Source organism: Pseudovibrio exalbescens (assembly GCF_028737195.1).
Lineage (GTDB): Bacteria > Pseudomonadota > Alphaproteobacteria > Rhizobiales > Stappiaceae > Pseudovibrio > Pseudovibrio zosterae.
Genome location: NZ_JAQZAJ010000005.1, coordinates 354590 through 375913 on the forward strand (window position 1 = coordinate 354590; position 21324 = coordinate 375913).

General features: G+C 56.7%; 17 protein-coding genes. 11 read left to right on the forward strand and 6 right to left on the reverse strand.

Annotation, left to right across the window (positions count from 1 at the left end):
- Positions 1-41 precede the first annotated feature (41 nt).
- Together PUV47_RS15780 and PUV47_RS15785 are read right to left on the reverse strand one after the other, a co-directional pair.
- Complete coding sequence (locus PUV47_RS15780) at positions 42-1841, reverse strand: adenylate/guanylate cyclase domain-containing protein (RefSeq protein ID WP_274219542.1); 1800 nt, start codon at positions 1839-1841, stop codon at positions 42-44.
- A gap of 18 nt (positions 1842-1859) precedes the next feature.
- On the reverse strand, positions 1860-2609 hold the full coding sequence (locus PUV47_RS15785) for a 16S rRNA (uracil(1498)-N(3))-methyltransferase (protein ID WP_274219543.1): 750 nt from the start codon (positions 2607-2609) through the stop codon (positions 1860-1862).
- Between the two features lie 184 nt (positions 2610-2793).
- Here PUV47_RS15785 and xseA point away from each other — a divergent pair, with 184 nt between their 5' ends.
- Positions 2794-4284, forward strand: a complete 1491-nt coding sequence (xseA, locus tag PUV47_RS15790) for an exodeoxyribonuclease VII large subunit (protein WP_274219544.1) — start codon at positions 2794-2796, stop codon at positions 4282-4284.
- 85 nt (positions 4285-4369) lie between these two features.
- Here the strand turns inward: xseA and PUV47_RS15795 are convergent, their stop codons facing one another.
- The 3 genes from PUV47_RS15795 to PUV47_RS15805 all read right to left on the reverse strand — a co-directional run bounded on the left by PUV47_RS15795 (position 4370) and on the right by PUV47_RS15805 (position 7499).
- Complete coding sequence (locus PUV47_RS15795; protein ID WP_274219545.1) at positions 4370-5737, reverse strand: TRAP transporter large permease; 1368 nt, start codon at positions 5735-5737, stop codon at positions 4370-4372.
- On the reverse strand, positions 5734-6372 hold the full coding sequence (locus PUV47_RS15800; RefSeq protein WP_274219546.1) for a TRAP transporter small permease subunit: 639 nt from the start codon (positions 6370-6372) through the stop codon (positions 5734-5736). The genes PUV47_RS15795 and PUV47_RS15800 overlap by 4 nt, the downstream gene beginning before the upstream one ends.
- Before the next feature lie 110 nt (positions 6373-6482).
- On the reverse strand, positions 6483-7499 hold the full coding sequence (locus tag PUV47_RS15805; RefSeq protein ID WP_274219547.1) for a C4-dicarboxylate TRAP transporter substrate-binding protein: 1017 nt from the start codon (positions 7497-7499) through the stop codon (positions 6483-6485).
- 424 nt (positions 7500-7923) lie between these two features.
- Here PUV47_RS15805 and PUV47_RS15810 point away from each other — a divergent pair, with 424 nt between their 5' ends.
- Both PUV47_RS15810 and PUV47_RS15815 read left to right on the forward strand, forming a co-directional pair.
- On the forward strand, positions 7924-8754 hold the full coding sequence (locus tag PUV47_RS15810) for a universal stress protein (RefSeq protein ID WP_274219548.1): 831 nt from the start codon (positions 7924-7926) through the stop codon (positions 8752-8754).
- 105 nt (positions 8755-8859) lie between these two features.
- Entirely contained in the window at positions 8860-11583 is a 2724-nt protein-coding gene (locus PUV47_RS15815) for a bifunctional acetate--CoA ligase family protein/GNAT family N-acetyltransferase (RefSeq protein ID WP_274219549.1), read from the forward strand.
- 5 nt (positions 11584-11588) lie between these two features.
- On the opposite strand, the gene PUV47_RS15820 is transcribed toward PUV47_RS15815, so the two are convergent.
- Positions 11589-13259 carry a thiamine pyrophosphate-binding protein gene (locus tag PUV47_RS15820; RefSeq protein ID WP_274219550.1) on the reverse strand — a complete coding sequence of 557 codons (1671 nt, stop codon included), beginning with the start codon at positions 13257-13259 and terminating at the stop codon, positions 11589-11591.
- Positions 13260-13510: 251 nt separating this feature from the next.
- On the opposite strand from PUV47_RS15820, the gene PUV47_RS15825 reads away from it, so the two are divergent.
- The 8 genes from PUV47_RS15825 (at position 13511) to PUV47_RS15855 (ending at position 21316) form a co-directional block, all read left to right on the forward strand.
- Positions 13511-15055, forward strand: a complete 1545-nt coding sequence (locus tag PUV47_RS15825) for an AAA family ATPase (protein WP_274219551.1) — start codon at positions 13511-13513, stop codon at positions 15053-15055.
- Between the two features lie 160 nt (positions 15056-15215).
- On the forward strand, positions 15216-15521 hold the full coding sequence (locus PUV47_RS15830) for a FeoA family protein (RefSeq protein ID WP_274219552.1): 306 nt from the start codon (positions 15216-15218) through the stop codon (positions 15519-15521).
- A gap of 2 nt (positions 15522-15523) precedes the next feature.
- Positions 15524-17875 (forward strand): ferrous iron transport protein B, encoded by a 2352-nt coding sequence (feoB, locus tag PUV47_RS15835; protein WP_274219553.1) that lies wholly within the window; start codon positions 15524-15526, stop codon positions 17873-17875.
- Between the two features lie 3 nt (positions 17876-17878).
- Positions 17879-18109, forward strand: a complete 231-nt coding sequence (locus tag PUV47_RS19900; RefSeq protein WP_413697784.1) for a FeoC-like transcriptional regulator — start codon at positions 17879-17881, stop codon at positions 18107-18109.
- Between the two features lie 95 nt (positions 18110-18204).
- Positions 18205-18591, forward strand: a complete 387-nt coding sequence (locus tag PUV47_RS15840; protein ID WP_274219554.1) for a DUF805 domain-containing protein — start codon at positions 18205-18207, stop codon at positions 18589-18591.
- Positions 18592-18741: 150 nt separating this feature from the next.
- Complete coding sequence (locus tag PUV47_RS15845) at positions 18742-20142, forward strand: cytochrome ubiquinol oxidase subunit I (RefSeq protein WP_274219555.1); 1401 nt, start codon at positions 18742-18744, stop codon at positions 20140-20142.
- Positions 20142-21152, forward strand: a complete 1011-nt coding sequence (gene cydB / locus PUV47_RS15850) for a cytochrome d ubiquinol oxidase subunit II (protein WP_274219556.1) — start codon at positions 20142-20144, stop codon at positions 21150-21152. Before PUV47_RS15845 ends, cydB begins: the two co-directional genes overlap by 1 nt.
- Positions 21152-21316, forward strand: a complete 165-nt coding sequence (locus PUV47_RS15855; RefSeq protein WP_274219557.1) for a hypothetical protein — start codon at positions 21152-21154, stop codon at positions 21314-21316. The genes cydB and PUV47_RS15855 overlap by 1 nt, the downstream gene beginning before the upstream one ends.
- Positions 21317-21324 lie beyond the last annotated feature (8 nt).

Here is a 21324-nt window from a genome sequence, read left to right on the forward strand (position 1 = left end):
GACTTTCTGAGAGAACGTTAGCCAGCAGCTGATCAATTCACTCAAACGAGACGGAAAACGTTGACCGGCTCGTCCCGTCCGCGAAGCTCAAATGAGCCAACGAGATCACCACGTTCAGCCTCTGACAAGTGTTTCACTGTTTCTTCACTGGCAAGCGCGAGCACCTTGGCGTTCGCTTCCACCGTCTTGCCCAGTTCTTGCAGTCGAGAAGCCACGTTCACGGCATCCCCGATTACTGTGTAGTCCATGCGTTCGCTGGAGCCGATGTTGCCTACAACCACAGTTCCAGTATGAAGGCCGATACGCACACGCAGCTTGTCACAAGGTTCAGGGCCGCCCGCGCGTGCAAGAAGCTCCCTCTCAATCAGTTTCACCGCTTCGACAGCGCGCTCGGCATGGTCTTTCATTTCCTCGGGCGCTCCCCAGAAGGCCATAACCCCATCCCCCAGATATTTATCGATCGTGCCGCCAGTTGAGGTGATCAGCTTCGAAATCTCCTCAAAATGAGCGTTGAGCAGGGCTGTTGTTTCTTCTGCCGACAACCGCGACGCAACAGTAGTGAAGCCGGCGATATCAGAGAACATGATTGTCATGGTTCGAAGTTCAGTATTCTTCAAGCCTCTGAAGTCGCGTTCCAGAAGCACCCGAACCAGATCACGCGGCACATACCGGGAGAACGCCTCAAGCGCTCCAATTGCTGCATTGAAACTGGCATTGGTCTCATCCAACTCGCGCAGATGAGAGCGCGGCAATGGTGGTTTACCCTCCAGATCCAGATGCCGAATGTCCATCGCTTTCTCTGCAAGCGCCCGGATTGGCCGTCCCAGTGCACGGCCAAAGAACACCAGTGCTACAAGCCCCACAATCAGCACAGCAACAGCAACCATCACCATACGATTGAGGTTGGTCAGCGGCTGGCCAAACTCAGCAGCGGACATGTAACTTCCAACGAGCAGCGGAATGTTCTGGTGCCTGTTCAACGGCGCGTAAATGAACAGCATGTGCTGCTCGAGGGACTGGTCAACGTGAGCGCCAAAATCCACCCTCAACATTTGCTGTCTACCGCTTCGGTCCCAGATGCGGGGAAGTGGCGTGCCGGTCATGTCAGAGAGTTTGGGAACGGGATGAAGCACGGTGTGCGCGATGTCGTCAAATATCGGCTCGGTGCTTGCCAACACTTTGTCCTTTTGGAACAAAATGAATGGCTTCTGGCCGTCGCGCCAGACCATGCGGTCGAGGAGATGCTCCAGATCACGCACCGGATAGTCGACAGTTATTCGCGCAAGCGCAGTCTCAAACTCCGGCTTCAAATAAACAATCAACCGCAGATAAGTCTCGTTCAACTCACTGTCGAAGTATGGCGGGGCCCAAATCTTGGTCCCATGCTGGGCTTGCTCTGGCACTGAGAGCGGCTTGCCAAGCTTGACGTAGTTTTCGCTTCCGTCTTCGCTCAAGCGCACCACGATGGTGCGCCCATCTGGATAGGTATAGCTGATGCGGCCGATGTTGGTCTGACGAGCCAGAATACGGGCAAGGTGCTGTTGCAATCCCTCCGGCGCTTTCATCAGCTCCCGATCCGTCATGATGTCGGCAATAATCAATCCGACTGTCTCCTCTTGCGAGAAGAATTCGTCGACCACCTCAAGACTGCGCTCGAGCATGAGTTCGCCGATCTCTGCCATCATGCGAGAGGTTTGGCGCTCCGCAGTCCACGTCATGAACAGCAACATGGTGCCGGCAACAGCCAGCAGGAGAAGTCCAAAACCGCCACCCAAGACCCAGGTGATTGGCAGCCGCCAATGGCGCTCGCTTTGTGTCTTGTGGTTGGTGGCGTCAGGCATTCCGGCGTCTCCCAGGTTTTAGAACCAGTCACCCATCCTGGCTTGAACAACAGCCATGGCAGCGACAGCTGCGGTGTCGGCTCTCAGCACTCTAGGACCTAACGGCATAGGATGGACAAATGATTGATCGCGCAGCATTTTGCGCTCTTCTTCCGAGAAGCCACCTTCAGGACCAATAAGCAGAGCCAGCGGACCATCGGGCACATTCTCCAGCGCGGGGAGTGGGTTCTGAGAGCGTTCACCCTCGTCACAAAAGATCAACGCGCGCTCCGCATCGTTTTGTGCCCAATCCGCCACAAGCGCGGTCAGTTTGACTGGCTCCAGAACCTCTGGAATGTGAAGCACCCCACATTGCTCGCAGGCTTCAATCACATTCGCATTCATGCGCTGCAGGTTCAGCTTTGGGTTTTGTGTGTGCTGGGTCAACACCGGGCGTAAGCGCCCTGCCCCCATCTCGACAGCCTTCTGCACCATGTAATCCAGCCGAGCCAGCTTCAGGGGTGCAAAAATGTAATCCAGCTGCGGCTTTGGGCTTTGTTCTCGGATCAGTCTGGTGACGATGAGATCACATGACTTGCGACCAGTGGCCTGCACTTCTGCCATCCATTCGCCGTCGCGACCATTAAACACCAACAGCTCAGCGCCATCCTTCATGCGTAAAACATTGAGCAAATAGTTCGCCTGCGCCCGGTCGGCTTCTACGCGTGTTTTTTCTTCCAGCGGATGGTCAAGATAAAGCCGCTGCATGCGGAATTCCGAACGAGGCATAATTCAATCCGTCGCATTGATAGGTCTCGTCTTGTCTAAGGGATTTTTGGAGGTCCGAACAGAGTGCACCTTTGCGTTTCTAACGATTTCATGGAGGGGAAACGTCTGCAGCGCTTGGTGTGCTTGAGCGAATAGCCTATAGAATGGATTCGATATTTTACAGGTTGACGAGAGTTAGTGCATTTTGTCCGAACAATCGAACGTTGCCGAGTTTTCTGTCTCAGAGGTTTCCAACGCAATTAAGCGGACTATTGAGGATTCCTTTGACTACGTTCGCGTGCGCGGCGAGCTGGGACGTGTGAGCCGCCCAGCTTCGGGCCACGTCTATCTGGACCTGAAAGATGATCGTTCGGTTCTTGCTGGCATCATTTGGAAGGGGAACGCTGCCCGCCTTAAAGTGCAGCCGGAACAGGGCCTGGAAGTGATCGCGACCGGAAAGGTCACCACTTTCCCCGGACAATCCAAATACCAGATGGTCATCGAGTCCATGGAGCCAGCAGGCGCTGGCGCCCTGATGGCGTTGTTGGAAGAACGGAAGAAGAAACTTGGCGCGGAAGGACTGTTCAATCCTGAACGCAAGCGGGCACTTCCCCGCATGCCTCGCGTTGTTGGCGTTGTCACTTCGCCCACCGGGGCTGTCATTCGCGATATTCTGCACCGGATCTCAGACCGTTTTCCGCTGCATGTGATCGTTTGGCCTGTGCGTGTGCAAGGTGAAACATGCGGGGCCGAAGTTGCCAACGGTATTCGTGGTTTCAATGCACTGCCTGAAGGCGGACCAATCCCCCGTCCCGACGTGCTTATAGTAGCCCGTGGCGGCGGGAGCCTGGAAGACCTCTGGGGTTTCAACGATGAAGAAGCCGTGCGCGCAGCCGCAGACTCGCAGATCCCGCTGGTATCAGCGGTGGGTCACGAGACTGACTGGACGCTGATCGATCTGGCAGCCGACGTTCGGGCACCAACGCCAACGGGCGCTGCCGAGTTTGTGGTGCCAGTGAAGTCTGAGTTGAAGGCGATGACGGATGACCTGTCACGTCGCCTGTCGACAGGCTTGTTACGCCTTTTGCAAAGCCGCAAGACTGAGCTGCGTGCAGCTGCCGCCTCTCTACCTGCGCCGCGTGACCTGCTCGCCCTTCCCCGCCAAAGATTTGATGTTGTCGCGGGACGGCTTGAGTACGGCTTGCGCATGAACACGCAAAGCCATCGCACACGCCTTGATACGGCAACACGCGGGCTCAGCCCGATCGCTCTATCCCGCCAGATCGCCTTCAACCATGAACGGCTTCGCAGCCTTGAAGGGCGGAGTGTCCAAGCCTATCGAAACCTCATCAATCGCCAGCGCATGAGGTTGGAAGGGGTGACGCAACTGCTGAACTCCCTGAGCTACGAGCGCGTGATCGAGCGTGGTTATGCCGTTGTTCGCGATGAGCATGACGCGCCAATTGGGTCCGCCACAGCGGTAGGCGAAGGACAGGCGCTGAAGCTGCAGATGAAGGGTGGGATTGTTGACGCCATTGCTGGTGGCAAAGGCTCAGATCCCGTGCCGCCGCCGAGCAGCGCCCCACAAGAGCCGGTTTTGGAAGAGCCCGAGGAAAAAGCGAAGCCCGTCCGCAAGAAAAGCACTCGCCCTGCAAAACCAAAGAAAACCGACGATGCTCAGGGCAGCTTGTTCTGAAATTTAAGGAACATGCATCAGTAGAAGGAACGGCGCGGCTCTCACATGAAAGCCGCGCCGTTTTACATTCAACTCTGCGTAGGCTCTACATCAAAGAGGGCAGTATGGTGATGATTGCCGGGAAAGCGACCAGCACGGCCACGGTTACAACATCTGCCACAAAGAAGGGCATGCAGCCGCGAAACACTTCCTGAACCGGAATATCCGGGCGCACACCCGAGACGACAAAGCAGTTGAGCCCTATAGGTGGCGTGATCAAACAGAGCTCCGCCATTTTCACCACGATAATACCGAACCAGATGGCACAGGCCGCGCCGGACATGCCAAGCGCGCTGTCTGCGGCAGAAACATCTGGCCCACCGTTCAAAGCGATGATTGCAGGAAAGACCACGGGCAGCGTGAGCACCAACATGCCAATGGCGTCCATGAACATGCCCAGGACCGCATAGCCGAGAAGAATGCAGATCACGATCAAGAGCGGTGCGTAGTAAAGGCCAACGATGAAGTCCTTAAAGGCATCTGGCAGACCGGCAAACCCAAGGAAGCGAACATAGACCAGCACGCCCCAAATGAGTGTGAAGATCATCACCGTCAGCCGTGCGGTTTCGTGCAGCGCTTGGAACAACTGCTTGGTGCGCATGCCTTTATAGAAAGCTGTCAGCAACACCACGAAGGCCCCAAGTGAGCCCGCTTCTGTTGGCGTGGCAAAGCCAAAGTAGAGACTGGAAAAAATGATCAGGATCACGCCGATGATGGGGAGTGTCCCCGGCACCGCACTGAAGCGTTGGCCCCACGTGAAGCCGCCAATAGCGGGGGCCCCGCCCTTCCACTTGGCCATGAAGTAAATGATGAGACCATAGATGATGACCGAAACGACACCTGGCAGGAAACCCGCCATCAGCAACTTGCCAACGGACTCTTCCACCAAGATGGCGTAGATCACGAGGATCGCACTGGGAGGGATCAGAGAGGCCAAGGTACCACCTGCAGCTACAACAGCCGCAGAAAGGCGCGGTGAATAGCCTGCTTTCAGCATTTCCGGAATGGCCACGCGCGCAAATACGGCTGAGGTCGCGGTAGATGCACCCGAGACCGCAGCAAAGCCGGCGGTTGCAAATACGGTACCGATGGCCATTCCGCCGGGCAGCCAGCCAAGCCAACGCTTTGACGCTTCAAACAGGTGTTTCGTCAGGCCTGCGTAGTAGGCGAGAAAGCCGATCAGAATAAAGGTCGGCAACACAGACAGGGCGTAGGTTACTGATTTCGAGTGCGGAATGGTGCCTGCCATCTTGAGCGCCACCATGAAACCACGTTCAAAGCCCATCCGCATGGAGAAGATGGCGATCATGCCTACCAGACCCACAAAGGCCGCAGCAAAAGCAACCCGAACGCCGAAGACGACCAGCACGAGCAGTACGCCGGTCATGATCAAACCGATGTCGAAAGGTGTCATCGCGCTCCCCCTTCCTGATGTTCCTCAAGGAACGCTTCTTCGATCTCTGCTTTGGCATGTTCTGCCGCATCATGCTTGTGAGGTAGGTCGAGCAGGGGCCGAGATGGATCGATGATCAGGCGGCTATAGCCATAAAGCTGCAGGCAAAGACGCAGCCACAGCAATGAAAGTGCCAGCGGCACCAGCAACTTGGACGGCCAGGTTGGGAGCCCCACATCAATGGTGCTGTCACCCAATGACCAGGAACGATCGAAATGGAGATAGGAACCGTAGATCAGGATGGTCACCACAAACAGAATGATCAGCACTCCGAAGAACTCGGCGATCCAGAGCCCGCGGCCCTTGAAGGTGCCTAGCAACAACTCCATTCGAATATGACCGCCGACGCGCTGACAGTAGGCCACGCCCAGAAATGCAAAGACGGCCATGGCCTGCTCTGTGAAGTCAATGAAACCGGGAACAGGCTGGTTGAAGAGGTTGCGGCCAACCACCTGCGCCACGGCGAGAAACATAAGCAGCAAAATGCTCGTCGCAGCGATCAGATTGAAGAAATTCTCGAGCTTGCCCAGAGCTCCCGTAAATTTCAGGTAGCGCCGGTCTTCTCCGTCTGCACCCGAGGTATGAACTGTTGTCATTGATAGGTTTCCACCAATCAGAGGGGTAAGTGCGCCTGCCCAGGGAGCGCAAGAAAGCAAAGAGGCCCCACCGCCTTGGACGGGGGGCCCCAACAACGTTTTCCAAGCTCTTACTGGGACATGGTGTCCTGTACGAGTTTCAGAAGCTCGTCACCCGGAACCCCCTTGGATTCCATATCTGCCAACCACGCATCCCAAACAGGCTGACCTGCTTTTTCCTTGAAGGACGCCAGCTCTTCCTGTGAGAAAGAGATCTGAGCCACACCGTTTTCTTCCAGCGCTGGATAGAACTTCTCATAGACCGCTGCGTAGGTTGCAACGTAGTGGTCAAGCGCAGGCTGGATGCTCTCATTCAGCGCTTGCTTGAAGTCATCCGGCAACATGTCATAGGCATCCATGTTTACCACCACAGGACAATGGACGGTGCCTGGATTCAGGTTTGTGGTCCACCAGTTACCTGCCTCGATCGTGTTGAACGACAGGTGTGCATGGGGCGCAAAGGACACGGCCCTGACCGTGCCGGAATCAAGCGCCTGATAAGCTTCCGCGGCAGTTACAGATGTTGGAACCGCACCGACAATCTCCATTGCACTTCCGATGCCACCCAGCGCGCGAACGCGCATTCCTTCGAAGTCCGCAACGGTCTGCGGCGCATCACCTGCCCCGAGAATGTTGTATTGCGGCATCGGCGAGGACATCAGCGGCTTGGCATTCCAGCGCGCCAGATCCTTTTGAACGGCTGGGTGCTGATAGAGCGCGAGATCAACCTTGATCTGGGTTTCAAGATCAGGAACGCCGAGGAAAGGCAACTCGGTCACGGTCAGCGTCGGGTTCTTGTCGGCGTGGTAGGAGGCGCAGAACTGGGCCATTTCAAACGCACCAATAGCAATGCCATCAAGGTTTTCGCGCGACTTGGACAGTGCGCCGCCGTAGTGCAGCTTGATTTCGAAGCGGCCATCCGTACGGGTCGCAACTTCGGAGGCAAGCTTCTCGATGTGTTCGGTAAACGCCCGGCGCTTACCCCAAAGAGACACGTTCCATGTCAAGTCTGCGGCGAATGCTTCGGCAGTGAAGGATGCGCCCATGGTCAGCGCTAGGACGGCGGTGGCGCTTTTCATCAGATTCATTGTGTTTTGCTCCCATTATTCGTCTCCCGCCCGCACCAATCTCCCAATGCATACGGGTAACCCCTATAGGTATAGGTGACTATTTCTAACACATGGATGCAAAAAGAAAACCGTTTCATCCGAAGGTTTAATGTGCTTCCGCAAGGATCATTCAGCAAAAATCACCCAGCACAAAGAGTGACCTAGAGAGAGCACTAAACTCTAGATACATTGTTGCACGTAGTTGCACTAGCTTGGCATATATCACAGTATATTTGATAGTACTGATATATGATTTTCTGAATAAACTATTGTTTTTCAGAGAGATAATAAAATGCTCCTTTTGATAAGCATCAAGGAGCATCCTCGCGCGTGCAGATAGTATAAGTACCGCTGGGTCTAATACCCAACTCAGCACCGCCAAAAAAGGCAGGGAGAAAAGCAAATGGCAATCAAGGACATTATTGTTGTCACGGACTTGAATGGTGAGCAGCCAGCATCCCAAGTTGGCGTCGCACTTGCCGCAAGAGAAGGCGCGCATGCGACTGGTTTGGCCTTGGCATTTGAGCCAATCGTTCCCGGCTTCATCGCAGCCCCAATGCCCGCTGATTTCCTGCAGATGGCCCACGATCAGGCAGTCTCCGCAGCTAAAAAATCTCTCGAAAAGTTCGACCATTACGTCAAGATGGCCGGCATCAGCGGCGAAACCCGCACGGAAGAAATGGTCACGGGTGGTTCTCTCGACCCAGTTCTGCGCCAGGCCCGCCTAACCGACATGATCGTGGTTGGGCAGGACAACCCGGATGATCCGGAGCCAATGCGTGAACTGATCATTGAAGCTCTGCTATTTGACACCGGCGTGCCCGTCATGCTCGTGCCTTACATCTCCAAGGGCGACTTTGCACCCAAGAAGGTCATGATTGCATGGGATGGCAGTGCCACTTGCGCCCGCGCCGTTCATGCGGCCATGCCAATGCTGGAAAAGGCTGATGACGTGAACGTGGTCATTGTCGACAAGGGGAAAACTTTTGTGGGCGAGCCCGGCGCTGATATTGCAACTTACCTTGCACGTCACAACATTGAAGTTAACGTGCAGGTGATCGCGAACCCGCAAGTGTCCGTCTCTGACGCGCTCTTGAACTATGTCTCTGAACAGAACATGGACCTGGTCGTCATGGGTGGTTATGGCACGAGCCGGTTCCGCGAGTACATTCTGGGCGGCGCAACCCGTGACATCCTCAGCAGCATGACCGTACCGGTCATCATGACCCACTAAGTCTTTATTGCTGCTACATTTTCGAGATCACGGTGCACGTTGCAAATCGCGGCGTGCACCTTTTTGATGAGCCTGCCGGTTTCTAACCATTCGGAGCGCTAGTGCATGACCATCCGCAATCTGGACAGCCTGTTCTGGCCCAAAGCCCTTGTTGTTGTGGGATCGCACCGCACCCCGGAAATACTGGCGCACAAGATGCTTCAAGGCATCATCGACAGCGGCTTTACCGGGTCCATCACAACGGTGGGTCTCGCCCCTTCACTTCTGCCGCAAGAACACGCCGATCGGTTCAAGTTCGCCAAGTCGGTTCGGGAATTGCCGCACCCTGTCGACCTGCTGGTTTACATGGGCGACAAGGAGAGCGCTGCCGATGTCATCTCTGCTGCGGGAGAACATGGCGCGCGCGGTGCGTTGTTCCCCTCCAGCGGATTTGATGACTGGGAACCTCAAGACCTCCAACGCGTGCTGAATGCTGCCAAACCGTTCAACCTGCGCGTCCTTGGTCCCGGCAGTCTGGGCATGGCTGCCCCGCATGCGGGCTTTGCCGCCCTGCTGACCTCAGACCAGCCACTCAAGGGTGATCTGGCGCTGATTTCTCGCTCCGGCACCATCTTCAATGCCACCATGGCTTGGGCGCGCTCCAGTTCTATTGGCTTCTCTGGCGTGGCCTCGCTGGGGCGCCGTGCAGATGTTGACGTCTCTGATCTGCTCGATTGGTTCGCTCAAGACTATCGAACCCGTGCGATCCTTGTGCATTTTGAAACCATCGAGAACCCACGCAAGTTCCTCTCCGCTGCCCGCGCCGCCGCCCGCTCCAAACCTGTTGTTGTGATCCGCTCGGGTGCCAGCCGTGACCGCAAGAGTTCCGGCCACACCCATGCAGCGCGTCTGGCCACACAAGACGCGGTGTATGACGCCGCGCTTCAACGCGCAGGCGTGCTGCGCGTGGACGACATCGGGGAGATGTTTGAGGCTGTTGAAACCATCAGCCGTGTCAAACCACCTGAAGGCAAGCGGCTTTCCATAATCGCAAACGGCCGAACGCTGGCAACCATCGCCGCCGACCGTCTGAAAGCAGCAGGCGGCCAGTTGGCAACGATCAATGACGAAAGCCGCGAAAAGCTCGCCAGGCTGACGCGCATCGATGCCCATGCCGCCAACCCGGTCGTCCTGCGCGAGAATGCAAGTCCAGAGGAGTTCAAGGAGGGTATCGATACGCTGCTTGCCGACAAGAACTGTGACGGCGTTCTGGCAATCGCTGCCCCCACCGCCTTCGTGGACTTTACACAAATTGCCGAGGCCATCGCCAAGGCTGGCAAAGACCACATGAAAGGCTACGGCAAGAAACGCGCCCTCATTGCCACGCTTGCCTGTGGCAACACCCTGCCTCGCGCGGCGCTTGATGAGGCAAAAGTTCCCTGTTACGCGAGCCCTTCCGAGGCTATCGCCAGCTTCATGCACCTGATCCGCTATCGCGAGGTCAAAGAGCTGCTGATGTCGGCGCCTGAGAACATCGCAGCGGACTTTACACCCAACCTGCGCCTTGCAAGGCAATCGGTGCAAGGCGCACTGCTGGAAAAGCAGCGTTGGCTCACGCCGTTGCAAACCCGCGATCTGCTGCGTGCCTATGGCATACCGCAGGTGCCGTTACATCTGGCGGCAACGATTGAAGAGGCTGTTATCGCGGCGCAGGATTTCCTGAAGGACTACACTCAGGTCGCGCTGAAAATCTCCAGTCCAGACCTGATTTTCAAATCGGATGTGGGCGGCGTTGTTCTGGGCCTCGAAACGGGCGAAGCCGTGCACAAAGCCGCAGATCAGATGCTCACCCGCCTGCAGGCACAGCACCCGACGGCCCGCATCACCGGCATTGAAATTCAGCCCATGATCGTTCGGCAAAACGGTGTTGAGCTTTATGTGGGCATTGCGGATGATCCCGTGTTTGGCCCGGCCGTGGTTTTCGGCAAGGGTGGCACTTCCGTCGAGATTGTCGGTGACCGCGCTATCGATCTTGCGCCACTGGACATGAACCTTGCTCGTGCCCTCATAGAGCGGACAGAAACGGCTAAACTGCTCAAGGGCTTCCGCAGCCGACCTGCGGTCAAGACCGATGAGATTGCGCGGCTTCTGGTGAAGCTCTCGCAGATCGCCATCGACTTTCCGGAGATCCGGGAACTGGATCTCAACCCTGTCGTGGCCGACGCTGACGGCCTGATCGCGCTCGACGCGCGCGTTGCCGTTCAGCCGCCGCACCAGCGCCCGGGCCGTCAGGGCGCCTCACGCATGGCGATCACGCCCTATCCGAAAGAATGGGAACTGCGTGACAACCTGAAGGATGGCTCTCCCATCTTCATTCGCCCGCTGAGGCCGGAGGATCAGGGGGCTCTGCTGGAGTTCTTCAAGCACGTGACCCAAGAGGACATGCGCCTGCGGTTCTTCTCCCCAATCAAGGAGTTCAACCAGCCGTTCCTTGCCCGCCTTGTGCAGCTTGACTATGCCCGCGCCATGGCATTCGGCGCTTTTCGCCCCGACACTGGCGAGATGTTGGGTGTCGTGCGCATTCACGCCAACCCCGATCACACAGAGGGTGAATACGCGGTGATGGTCCAGTCGGGCATGAAAGGGCAAGGCTTGGGCTGGCTTTTGATGCGCCTGATGATCCGCTACGCCAAAGCCGATGGCATTGACATCATCAAAGGGGAAGTCCTTCGTGAGAACTCCACAATGTTGGAGATGTGCCGCAGCCTCGGCTTTAACATCAAGCGCTCACTGGATGACGACGCTCTGACCATCGTCACCTTGGATACCCACGCCGACAACTCTCTCTAGGGCAGTCAGGCCTTCTGGCTTTCCTCCCGGATGGCCGTCAGCGACTTCACTGGTGTGATGGCTTCCGGGTCGAGCAGCAGATGGAGGAGCGCAGGCCTGTTTCCAGCCGCCGCTTGCTCAAACGCAGGTCCGAACTCTTCAGCACTGCGGATTGTTGCCGAGTAGAAGCCATAGGCCTCAGCTATGCGGGCGAATGCCGGGTTCTGCAGCGTGGTCGCGCTGACCCGACCCGGATACTCCCGCTCTTGATGCATGCGAATAGTGCCGTAAATCCCGTTGTCGACCACGATAACAATGATATTGGCATTCTCCTGAGCCGCCGTCCCCAGCTCCTGCATGGTCATCTGAAGGCAGCCGTCCCCTGCAAAGCAGAGAACCATACGCTCCTTGTGCTTCAGCTTGCCTGCAATTGCTGCGGGCAGGCCGTATCCCATGGAGCCGGAGGTTGGCGCAAGCTGCGATCCATACGTGCGGAAGCGATGGAAGCGGTGCACCCACGTGGCGTAGTTGCCTGCGCCATTAGCAATGATGGCATCATCCGGGAGATTGTTTTCCAGCCAGTCCACCACTTGTGCCATCTGCAGGTCACCCGGCACCTCCGGCCGTGCACCCGACCACGCGAGATAATCCTGATGAGCCGCTTCGCGGTGGGCGGACCACGCAGGCGCAACTGACGGTCTCAGGTCTTCCAGCATGCTGGCAAATGCAAGCGGCGAGGCATTGATGGCTAACGTTGGTGCGTACACCCGACCCAACTCTTCCGGACCCGGATGGACATGAACCAGCTTTTGCTGCGGCACAGGGATTTCCAACAGCGTGTAGGACTGACTGGCCATTTCGGAGAGAATGTCGCCAACAACCAGCAGCAGATCCGCCTGCTCTACCCGCGACTTCAGCTTCGGGTTGATGCCAATGCCCACGTCACCGGCATAGTTGGGATGAAGGTGGTCGAAGAGCATTTGGCGGCGGAACGCAACAGCCACTGGCAGATCATAGCGCTCAGCAAAGCGGGTCAGCTGATCGCGCGCAGTTTCTGTCCAGCGGGAGCCGCCGATGATCACCATCGGGTTCCTTGCTGCCTTCAGCATCATGTCCAGATCTGCCATCTGCTGGGCAGAAGGGTAGCTTTCTACAGGCTGCATCATGGGCGCGACTTGTGCATGCACCTCTTCCACCAGCATGTCTTCCGGCAGCGCCAGAACCACTGGTCCAGGCCGACCGGATGTGGCCACATGATAGGCTCTGGAGATGAATTCCGGAACGCGTGCGGCGTGGTCGATCTCAGCCACCCACTTGGCCATACCGCCGAACATCTGCCGGTAGTTCACTTCCTGAAACGCATCCCGCTCGCGCATACCGGTCTCAATCTGCCCAACGAAAAGGATCATGGGCGTTGCATCCTGCTGCGCGACATGAACGCCTGCGGCCGCGTTGGTTGCGCCCGGCCCGCGGGTGACCATGCAGATGCCGGGCCGCCCGGTAAGCTTGCCATAGGCCTCGGCCATCATGGCTGCGCCGCCCTCTTGTCGGCAAACAGTCACCGGGATCTGGCTGTCGTAAAGCCCATCCAACACGGCGAGGTAGCTCTCCCCCGGCACACAGAACACGCGTTCTGCGCCTTGCGCCTCCAACGCTTCAACAATGAGCTGACCACCGGTTTTTTTCTTGAGTTCCATTCAGGGGCTCCACGGGCATTTGCGTAGGTTTGTTTCGGTGTAAGCTATGCGCGTTCGTTTCGCTTTGAAACCGGAAAGCCGTTGTGGGTTCATTCCCATATGGAATGATGCAAAATCACATTGAGACTTCTTTCGCGGTTGCGGAATCGCAGATGGCCAGTACACCTGAAAGCAGCAGAACCCTCAATCAAAACGGGTAACCACACCAGCACATGGTTCAGGGCCACCCCCTCACCGGAAAGGCGTAGAGAATGAAAGATCCTCACACCGTCCGCGACCAGTCCGAGGCCTTTGCCCTTATGGAAGCCCCGGAGACGCACGGTGGGTGTCCGGTCAAACGGATCGATACTCATGCGAACGTCGTCTTTCTTGCGGGAAAGAACGCCTACAAGATGAAACGAGCGGTCAAGTACCCCTTCCTCGACTATTCCACGCTCGAAAAACGCCGTTACGCCTGTGGCCGCGAAATTGAGTTGAACCGCCAGTACGCTCCAGAGATTTACCTCGGCGTGGTTCCGTTGACCCGAGAGGCCAACGGAACACTTGCGCTGAATGGATCAGGCACCCCCGAAGAATGGGTGGTTCACATGCTGCGTTTTGACGAAAGCCAAGGCCTTGACCTCATCGCAACCGAACGCGGCATTGATGACAAACTGTCTGAGGACCTCGCGCGCCTGATGGCCCGCGCTCATGCTGCTGCTGCGCCCTCTGATGCCGCGCGCTGGATTGCGGACCTCAGGAACTATGTGGAACAGAACCGCGAGGCATTCAGTGAGTTCCCGCAGTTTTTTCCCAAAGATCTGGCGGAGGAGCTCTACCGCAGAGCCTGTGCCGAGCATGACCGCATTGCCCCGCTCCTGAAGAAAAGGGGAGAACAGGGATACATTCGCCTTACCCATGGCGATGCGCACCTGTCCAACATCGTGCTTATTGATGGAGAGCCGAAGCTGTTTGATGCCGTAGAGTTTGACGACATCATCGCAACGGGAGATGTGCTATACGATCTGGCATACCTGCTTCTCGACTTGTGGGAGCGGGAGGAAACCCGCGCTGCAAACCGTGTTTTGAACCGCTATCTCGTTGTCACGCACCGGGACGACGACCTGTCTGCCCTCACCTTCCTTCCATTTTTCATGATGATGCGCGCGGCAATCCGGGCCAAGGTTGTGGCCGCTGCAAGCCTGCACAAGACCGGCAAAGACAAGAGCGATGCGGAGGAAAGCGCCAGCAAGTACTTCCGCATTGCCTTTGAGGCACTGAGCACAGAGCCTGCCCGCTTGGTGGGTATTGGCGGGCTTTCCGGCACCGGAAAAACAACGGTTGCTCGCGGCGTCGCGCCCTTTATCGGGGCCATGCCCGGCGCGGTGCACATCCGCACGGATGTGGAACGCAAGCTACTGCTGGGTTTGCAAGAGACCCAACAGGCCCCGGCAGAGACCTACAGCAAAGAGGTTTCGGATCAGGTCTACGCACAGGTCTACCGCAAGGCCGCAGCCGTTCTTGCCACCGGACATTCCGTGGTGGTGGATGGCGTTTTTGCCGCTCCAGAAGAACGGGAAAAACTGGCGGAAATCGCACAATCGGCTGGTGCCAGCTTTTCAGGTATTTGGCTTGAAGCACCTATGGATGTGAAAGAGAGTCGCGTCACCGACCGAAAAGGCGACGCATCCGATGCAAATGCAGCAGTTGTGCGTGCTCAGGAAGGCTACGTAACCGGAGAAATCAGTTGGACGAAAGTAGATGGCTCAGCTCCTGCAATTGATGTGCAACTTCAAGTGCTTGAGGTCTTGATTTAGCCCTGCGCTCTACTTTGTAACCGTTCCAAACGATTGAAATGTAAGGGTTTTCCGTCTGTGACAACCTAGCACTTTTGATAATTATCAATGCGAATGGTTCGCATTAGCAGTCCATTGAGGTCAACTAGACTGCACCTTTTCACCTTCGGAGACACACTCCATGCAAAGGCAAGTGACCAATGCCTTGGCGCCAACCCATGACGCTCAAGAACATAATCCAGCTGCCCACAGCTCCCCCAGCCTCACCTGGCTGAGCGATGCTCCTTTAAACACCGAGGTTCGCATCACTCGCCTCGGCCACAGTCGGCAAGAAGCACTTCACTTGCGCAGCCTCGGCCTTTCGGAAAAGCAGGCGCTGACTGTCTTGCGAGGCCGAAACACAGAACCACGCATCATCGCCAGTGGTGCAAATCGCGTTGCTTTGGGCGTTGATCTGGCGCGCACCATTAAAGTAGAGGTCGCCTGATCATGGGATGTCACGACACAACCGTCACCGAGGTTCCGGAAAACGCGCAACATGTGTTGCTGCTCGGCACGGCCAACTCCGGCAAAAGCTCGCTCTTCAACCTTCTAACAGGCAATCAGCAGACAGTCGGCAACTGGCCGGGTGTAACCGTTGACAAGAAAAGCGGTTTGGCGCGCCACAACGGCCAGGTCTTCAACATTGTTGACCTGCCCGGTGTTGCGAGCCTTGCCAGTGACCATACCGAGCGCTTGGATGAAACAATCACACGGCAAGTGCTGCTGGAGAGCCCGGCCTCAACGCTTGTGGTCACAATCGACCCCTTGAGCCCCGAGCGCGCGCTTTCAATCTTGCTGCAAGGCCTGCATTACGGTCTGCCAACCATTGGCGTTTTGACCAAGGCAGATATGTGGCCAGAGGAAGAAGCCGTAGCTGGCGCCAATCGCCTCGCCGCCAATCTCGGTATTCCGGTGCTTGCTGTTTCCGCCAATACGGGCGCAGGCCGCGAGGCCCTGTTGGCGACCCTAGCCGATGCGGCGGGCAACAAGGTTTGCCTCAAAGATCCAGCTGTTACACTTCCATCGGTTGATGTGCAGGTAACCGAGCTGGAGAAGTTCATAACCTCAAATGAGCAGATCAAACCTCGCCGGGCCCGCGCGCTTTCCTATCGCTTGCTGGAAGGCGACAAATTGGCCAGCACAATGGTCAGCGCTAAAACGCGTCACAAGGCTCAAGAGCTGATCATCTCCTACGAAGAGCAGACAGAAAACGCACTGAACTTCGACATTGCGGATGCCTACTATACCCGTGCATTCGAGCTGGACCGGGTGCTTGATTTGCCAGACCCGGCCTCTGTGCGCTACGTCTCCGACAAGCTGGACTCCATTGCCCTTTCCTCTTGGTTTGGCGTCCCGGTGTTTATGGCGGTGATGTACGCCATGTTCTTCATCGCAATCAGTTTTTCCGGCCCGTTCATCGACTTCTTTGACGGCATTGGCGATGCATTCTTCGTCCAGACCCCCGCACTTGCCCTTGAGACCCTCGGCCTCGGCGGCGGTATGCTGGAAACAATTGTTCTTGCCATTGGCGGCGGTGTGCAGACTGTTCTCACATTCATACCGGTCGTGGGCCTGCTGTTTCTGTGTCAGGTGTTCCTTGAGCAGAGCGGCTACATGGCCCGTGCCGCTGTTGTGATGGACCGCTTGATGCGCAAGCTTGGCTTGCCGGGCAAGGCCTTCCTGCCCATGATCCTCGGGTTTGGCTGTACCGTTCCCGCCGTTATTGCCACCCGCAGTTTGGAAAACCGCCGGGAGCGCATCATGAGCGCCATGATGACGCCGTTCATGTCTTGCGGCGCGCGCCTTCCGGTCTATGCGCTTTTTGCAGCGGCATTCTTTGCAGACAACGGCCAGAACATTGTTTTCCTGCTCTATCTGATGGGTATTGCAGTGGCGATCTTTACCGGCCTTGTCCTGAGCACCACAGTGTTTCCGGGAGAGCGCTCCGCCCTTGCTATTGAACTACCCACCTATCAGCTGCCGGACTGGACCTCCCTTTTCCGGATCGTCTGGGCGCGCCTTTACATGTTCATCATGAGCGCGGGCCGCGTGATCGTGATGATGGTTGCCGTACTCGCTGTGCTGAACTCCGTCAGCTTCGACGGCTCCACCGGGAACGAGAGCAACGGAACCTCCGTACTGGCAGTAACCTCCAAGGCCGTCACCCCTGTTCTTAGCCCCTTGGGCATCACTGAGGACAACTGGCAGGCAACTGTTGGACTTGTTACCGGCATTTTCGCCAAGGAAGCCTTGGTGGGCACCTTGCAAGAACTCTACGTCGAACCGGCAGCCGAAGAAGAAGCCGGTGGCCCAGCGCCTCTGGAAGCGTTGGCAGGGGCGTTCGACGCCCTGTCAGGTGGGCTGATGGACCTGAGCGCCGCTGCGCTTGATCCGCTCGGAATCAGCGTTGGCGACATCTCAAGTGAGCAGGTTGCTGCCGATGAACTGGAAGTGGATGCAGCGGTTTTTGCTTCCCTTCGTGCGCATTTCGACGGTCAGGTCGGAGCCTTCGCGTTCATGGTTGCAGTGCTGCTTTACATGCCCTGCGCTGCAGCAGTGGCCGCTATCTGGCGTGAAATTGGCCGCGAATGGACGCTGTTTGCCGTGGCGTGGACCAGCCTGCTTGCCTACTCAGGGTCCACGATCACCTATCAAATCGGCACCTTTGCCAGACATCCGGGAAGTTCCCTAGTTTGGATATTGGGGCTTGTATCTTTGATCGCCATGGTGATTATCGCGAGCAAATATTTCGTCCGAACGGGTGCAGACGAGGTGAGACTGGCGACCACGACAGGGTAGTACATGCTCGGTAAAGTAAAAAAAACAATCGCAAAAACAGGGTACGCGACATCGTCAGATGTCGCGGAAGCCTTGAATGTTGCTGAGGATTTTGCACAGGCGATGCTCGATCGACTTGAAAGCATCGGTCAGGTCTACAAGGTTACATGCGGCGCGTGCACGGCGTGCCCTACCGCTCAAAAACCTGGTTACACGACCCTTCCCAGACCGCCTGTCAGAACCTGCGCGGAATAAGTACCTTAAAAATCAGAGGCACCAAACTGCGGGTTCCCTAAGATCAGTCATGGCGTCATAGTCCCATTCAGAAAAACAACTGGATGTGCAGAGCCATGACCTTTCCAGAAGCCATTCGCACCTGCCTTAGCAAATACACCGAGTTTCAGGGCCGTGCCGCACGGCCCGAATTTTGGTGGTGGACGCTGTTTGCGATCATCACTCTTTCTGTCGCACAGCTGGTGGACATGATTGTTGTAGCTCCGCTGCTGGGCCTACCCGATCCGGGCACCATGGAACTTCAGCCCATCTCGGCTTTGACGGGTTTGTTCTTGCTGATCCCGGGCCTTGCTGTTTCCGTGCGCCGCCTGCATGACACAGACCGCTCAGGTTGGTGGTTGCTCCTTCATCTGATTCCCATCATTGGCCTTCTGGTGCTGCTTTACTTTTACATCCAGCCGGGCACCGGGGGACCCAACCAATACTCAACCGCCGGGTCGTGAGCATTTTTGCCTGCACTAAAAAGGATTTCCTAACCTGATTGAAGGAAACTCTGCCCCACAAACTACCGCAGCGGACTCAAAACCTTGACTTGTGGGGCCGCTCCCACACCCTAGTCTAGAGACCAAGACGCAAACAGCATCAGGTGCTCCATGGACTTCTCCGCAGTAGACCTTGCGCGTTTCCAGTTCGCGTTCACAGTGTCGTTTCACATCATATTTCCAGCCTTCTCGATTGGATTGGCCAGCTATCTGGCGGTGCTTGAAGGCATGTGGCTGTGGACCAAGCGGGAGGTTTACCTTCAGCTTTTCAAGTACTGGCTAACAATCTTCGCAATCGCCTTTGGCATGGGAGTGGTGTCTGGCGTCGTTATGACCTACCAGTTTGGAACCAACTGGGCCGAGTTCTCTGACAAGACAGGACCCGTGCTTGGTCCGGTAATCGGTTATGAAGTGCTGACCGCGTTCTTTTTGGAGGCCGGTTTTTTGGGCATCATGCTGTTTGGCATGAACCGCGTAGGCAAGCACTTGCACTTTGCGGCAACGCTGATCGTTGCTTTTGGCACTGCGCTTTCCGGTTTCTGGATCCTTTCGGTGAACAGCTGGATGCAAACGCCTGCTGGGTTCAGCATCAATGAGGCGGGCCAGTTTATCCCTGAGGACTGGTGGGAGATCATCTTCAACCCCTCCTTCCCCTACCGCTTTGTTCACATGATGCTTGCGGCTTATCTGACCACCGCATTCGTCGTGGCCGCAGTTGGGGCCTACCACTTGCTGAAAGACAAAACGAACCAAGCGGCGCGAACCATGTTCTCCATGGCGCTTTGGCTGATCGCGTTTGTTGCGCCCGCGCAAATGTTCGCCGGCGACCTGCATGGCCTTAACACACTTGAGCACCAGCCTGCCAAGATCGCCGCCATGGAAGGTCATTTTGAAACGCAGTCACCCGCGCCGCTCATCCTGTTCGGCTGGCCTGACATGGAGAGGGCCGAGACGCTCTACAAGATTGAAGTGCCTTATCTTTCCAGCATCATACTGACCCACACACTGACCGGCGCGGTTCCCGGACTCAAAGAGTTCCCCCGTGAAGACTGGCCCAACGCCACCATTGTATTCTGGTCCTTCCGCGTCATGGTGGGGATTGGGCTGCTTATGACCTTGGTAGGCCTGTGGAGCCTCTGGAACCGCTACCGTGGGACCTTGTTTGACAACCGTGCGCTCCAACGGGCAGCGCTCGTTATGGGGCCATCGGGCTTCATTGCGGTTCTTGCTGGGTGGATCACAACAGAGGTCGGACGCCAACCGTTTACCGTCTACGGCCTGCTGCGAACCTCGGATTCCGTGTCTCCCATAGATGCGCCAGCGGTCGCGACTTCGCTGACCATATTCATTGTTGTCTATTTCATCGTGTTCGGAACCGGCATCGCTTACATCCTGAAGTCCATGCGGAAGTCACCTCATGCCAGCATTGGACCTGAGCCGGGCATACCAACGCGAACCGCCGGGATCACCCCTGCTCCAGCTCTCACCCCAGATACCGTGGAGAAGGACTGATGGAACTCGATTATCCGCTCATCTGGGGTCTGTTGATCGCGTTCGCCATCTTTGCCTATGTGTGCCTTGATGGTTTCGACCTTGGCATTGGCATCCTTTACCCCACAACCTCGGATCAGGATGAACGCAGCTTGATGATGAACACTGTTGCGCCGGTATGGGATGGCAACGAGACCTGGCTTATCCTTGGCGGCGGCGGGCTGTTTGCCGTGTTCCCGCTGGCCTACGCCACGATCATGCCAGCCCTTTACATGCCGATCCTTCTCATGCTCATCGGATTGATCTTCCGAGGGGTTGCGTTTGAATATCGCTTCAAGGCCAGCGACAAACGCCGTCCCTACTGGGATCTGGCTTTCTTCCTTGGCTCGCTCGTTGCGGCACTTTCACAGGGCGTCGCCCTTGGTGCCCTGATCCAAGGCATTGAAATCGAAGGACGCTCTTATGCCGGTGGCTGGTTTGATTGGCTGACACCCTTTAGCGTGATGACCGGCTTCGCTCTTGTTTCAGGCTATGCCCTGCTTGGCGCAACGTGGCTCATCATGAAGCTAGAAGGCACGGCGCAGGAGCATTTCCGCCGTGTGGCACGTCCCTGCGCGCTTTTGCTGCTCATGTTCATTGGGATTGTCAGCATTTGGATGCCGTTTATCGACCCGGGCATTGTCAGACTTTGGTTCAGCATGCCCTATGTGCTTTACACGGTGCCGGTACCGATTGCGGTAGCTGCTCTCGCCTTTGTCATTTGGCGCGGCATCACCTATGACCATCATCACGCGACCGCGTTCCTCGCAACGCTTGGCCTGTTTCTCGTCACCTATATCGGCCTTGGCATCAATCTCTATCCCTACGTCGTGCCACACAACTTCACCATCTGGGAGGCTGCAGCGCCCGACAGCAGCTTGAAGTTTCTGCTGGTTGGTGCCGTGGTGCTGATCCCCATGATCCTTGCCTACACCGGCTACGCCTATTGGGTGTTCCGAGGCAAGACCAAGTCAACGGAGGGCTACCACTAGTGAGTAACACCGGCGAAAAGATTGAAGGCAAGAAGACAAAGCACGCGGACAAAGACGCCCCCCTCACAGCGTTGAAGCAGGTGGGATGGTTCATCTTGCTTTGGTGTCTGGGTATCTCAGTCGTGGGGATCATTTCCTACGGGATACGCGCCGTAATCCTCTAGGGTTGCTT

What these genes read in the sequence shown, in the direction of transcription:
- PUV47_RS15845 (WP_274219555.1), top strand. Translation starts at nt 18,742, where the DNA reads ATGGACTTCTCCGCAGTAGACCTTGCGCGTTTCCAGTTCGCGTTCACA.
- PUV47_RS15785 (WP_274219543.1), bottom strand. Translation starts at nt 2,609, where the DNA reads ATGCCTCGTTCGGAATTCCGCATGCAGCGGCTTTATCTTGACCATCCG.
- PUV47_RS15780 (WP_274219542.1), bottom strand. Translation starts at nt 1,841, where the DNA reads ATGCCTGACGCCACCAACCACAAGACACAAAGCGAGCGCCATTGGCGG.
- PUV47_RS15840 (WP_274219554.1), top strand. Translation starts at nt 18,205, where the DNA reads ATGACCTTTCCAGAAGCCATTCGCACCTGCCTTAGCAAATACACCGAG.
- PUV47_RS19900 (WP_413697784.1), top strand. Translation starts at nt 17,879, where the DNA reads ATGCTCGGTAAAGTAAAAAAAACAATCGCAAAAACAGGGTACGCGACA.
- PUV47_RS15800 (WP_274219546.1), bottom strand. Translation starts at nt 6,372, where the DNA reads ATGACAACAGTTCATACCTCGGGTGCAGACGGAGAAGACCGGCGCTAC.
- PUV47_RS15830 (WP_274219552.1), top strand. Translation starts at nt 15,216, where the DNA reads ATGCAAAGGCAAGTGACCAATGCCTTGGCGCCAACCCATGACGCTCAA.
- PUV47_RS15825 (WP_274219551.1), top strand. Translation starts at nt 13,511, where the DNA reads ATGAAAGATCCTCACACCGTCCGCGACCAGTCCGAGGCCTTTGCCCTT.
- PUV47_RS15795 (WP_274219545.1), bottom strand. Translation starts at nt 5,737, where the DNA reads ATGACACCTTTCGACATCGGTTTGATCATGACCGGCGTACTGCTCGTG.
- feoB (WP_274219553.1), top strand. Translation starts at nt 15,524, where the DNA reads ATGGGATGTCACGACACAACCGTCACCGAGGTTCCGGAAAACGCGCAA.
- PUV47_RS15820 (WP_274219550.1), bottom strand. Translation starts at nt 13,259, where the DNA reads ATGGAACTCAAGAAAAAAACCGGTGGTCAGCTCATTGTTGAAGCGTTG.
- PUV47_RS15805 (WP_274219547.1), bottom strand. Translation starts at nt 7,499, where the DNA reads ATGAATCTGATGAAAAGCGCCACCGCCGTCCTAGCGCTGACCATGGGC.
- PUV47_RS15810 (WP_274219548.1), top strand. Translation starts at nt 7,924, where the DNA reads ATGGCAATCAAGGACATTATTGTTGTCACGGACTTGAATGGTGAGCAG.
- PUV47_RS15815 (WP_274219549.1), top strand. Translation starts at nt 8,860, where the DNA reads ATGACCATCCGCAATCTGGACAGCCTGTTCTGGCCCAAAGCCCTTGTT.
- cydB (WP_274219556.1), top strand. Translation starts at nt 20,142, where the DNA reads ATGGAACTCGATTATCCGCTCATCTGGGGTCTGTTGATCGCGTTCGCC.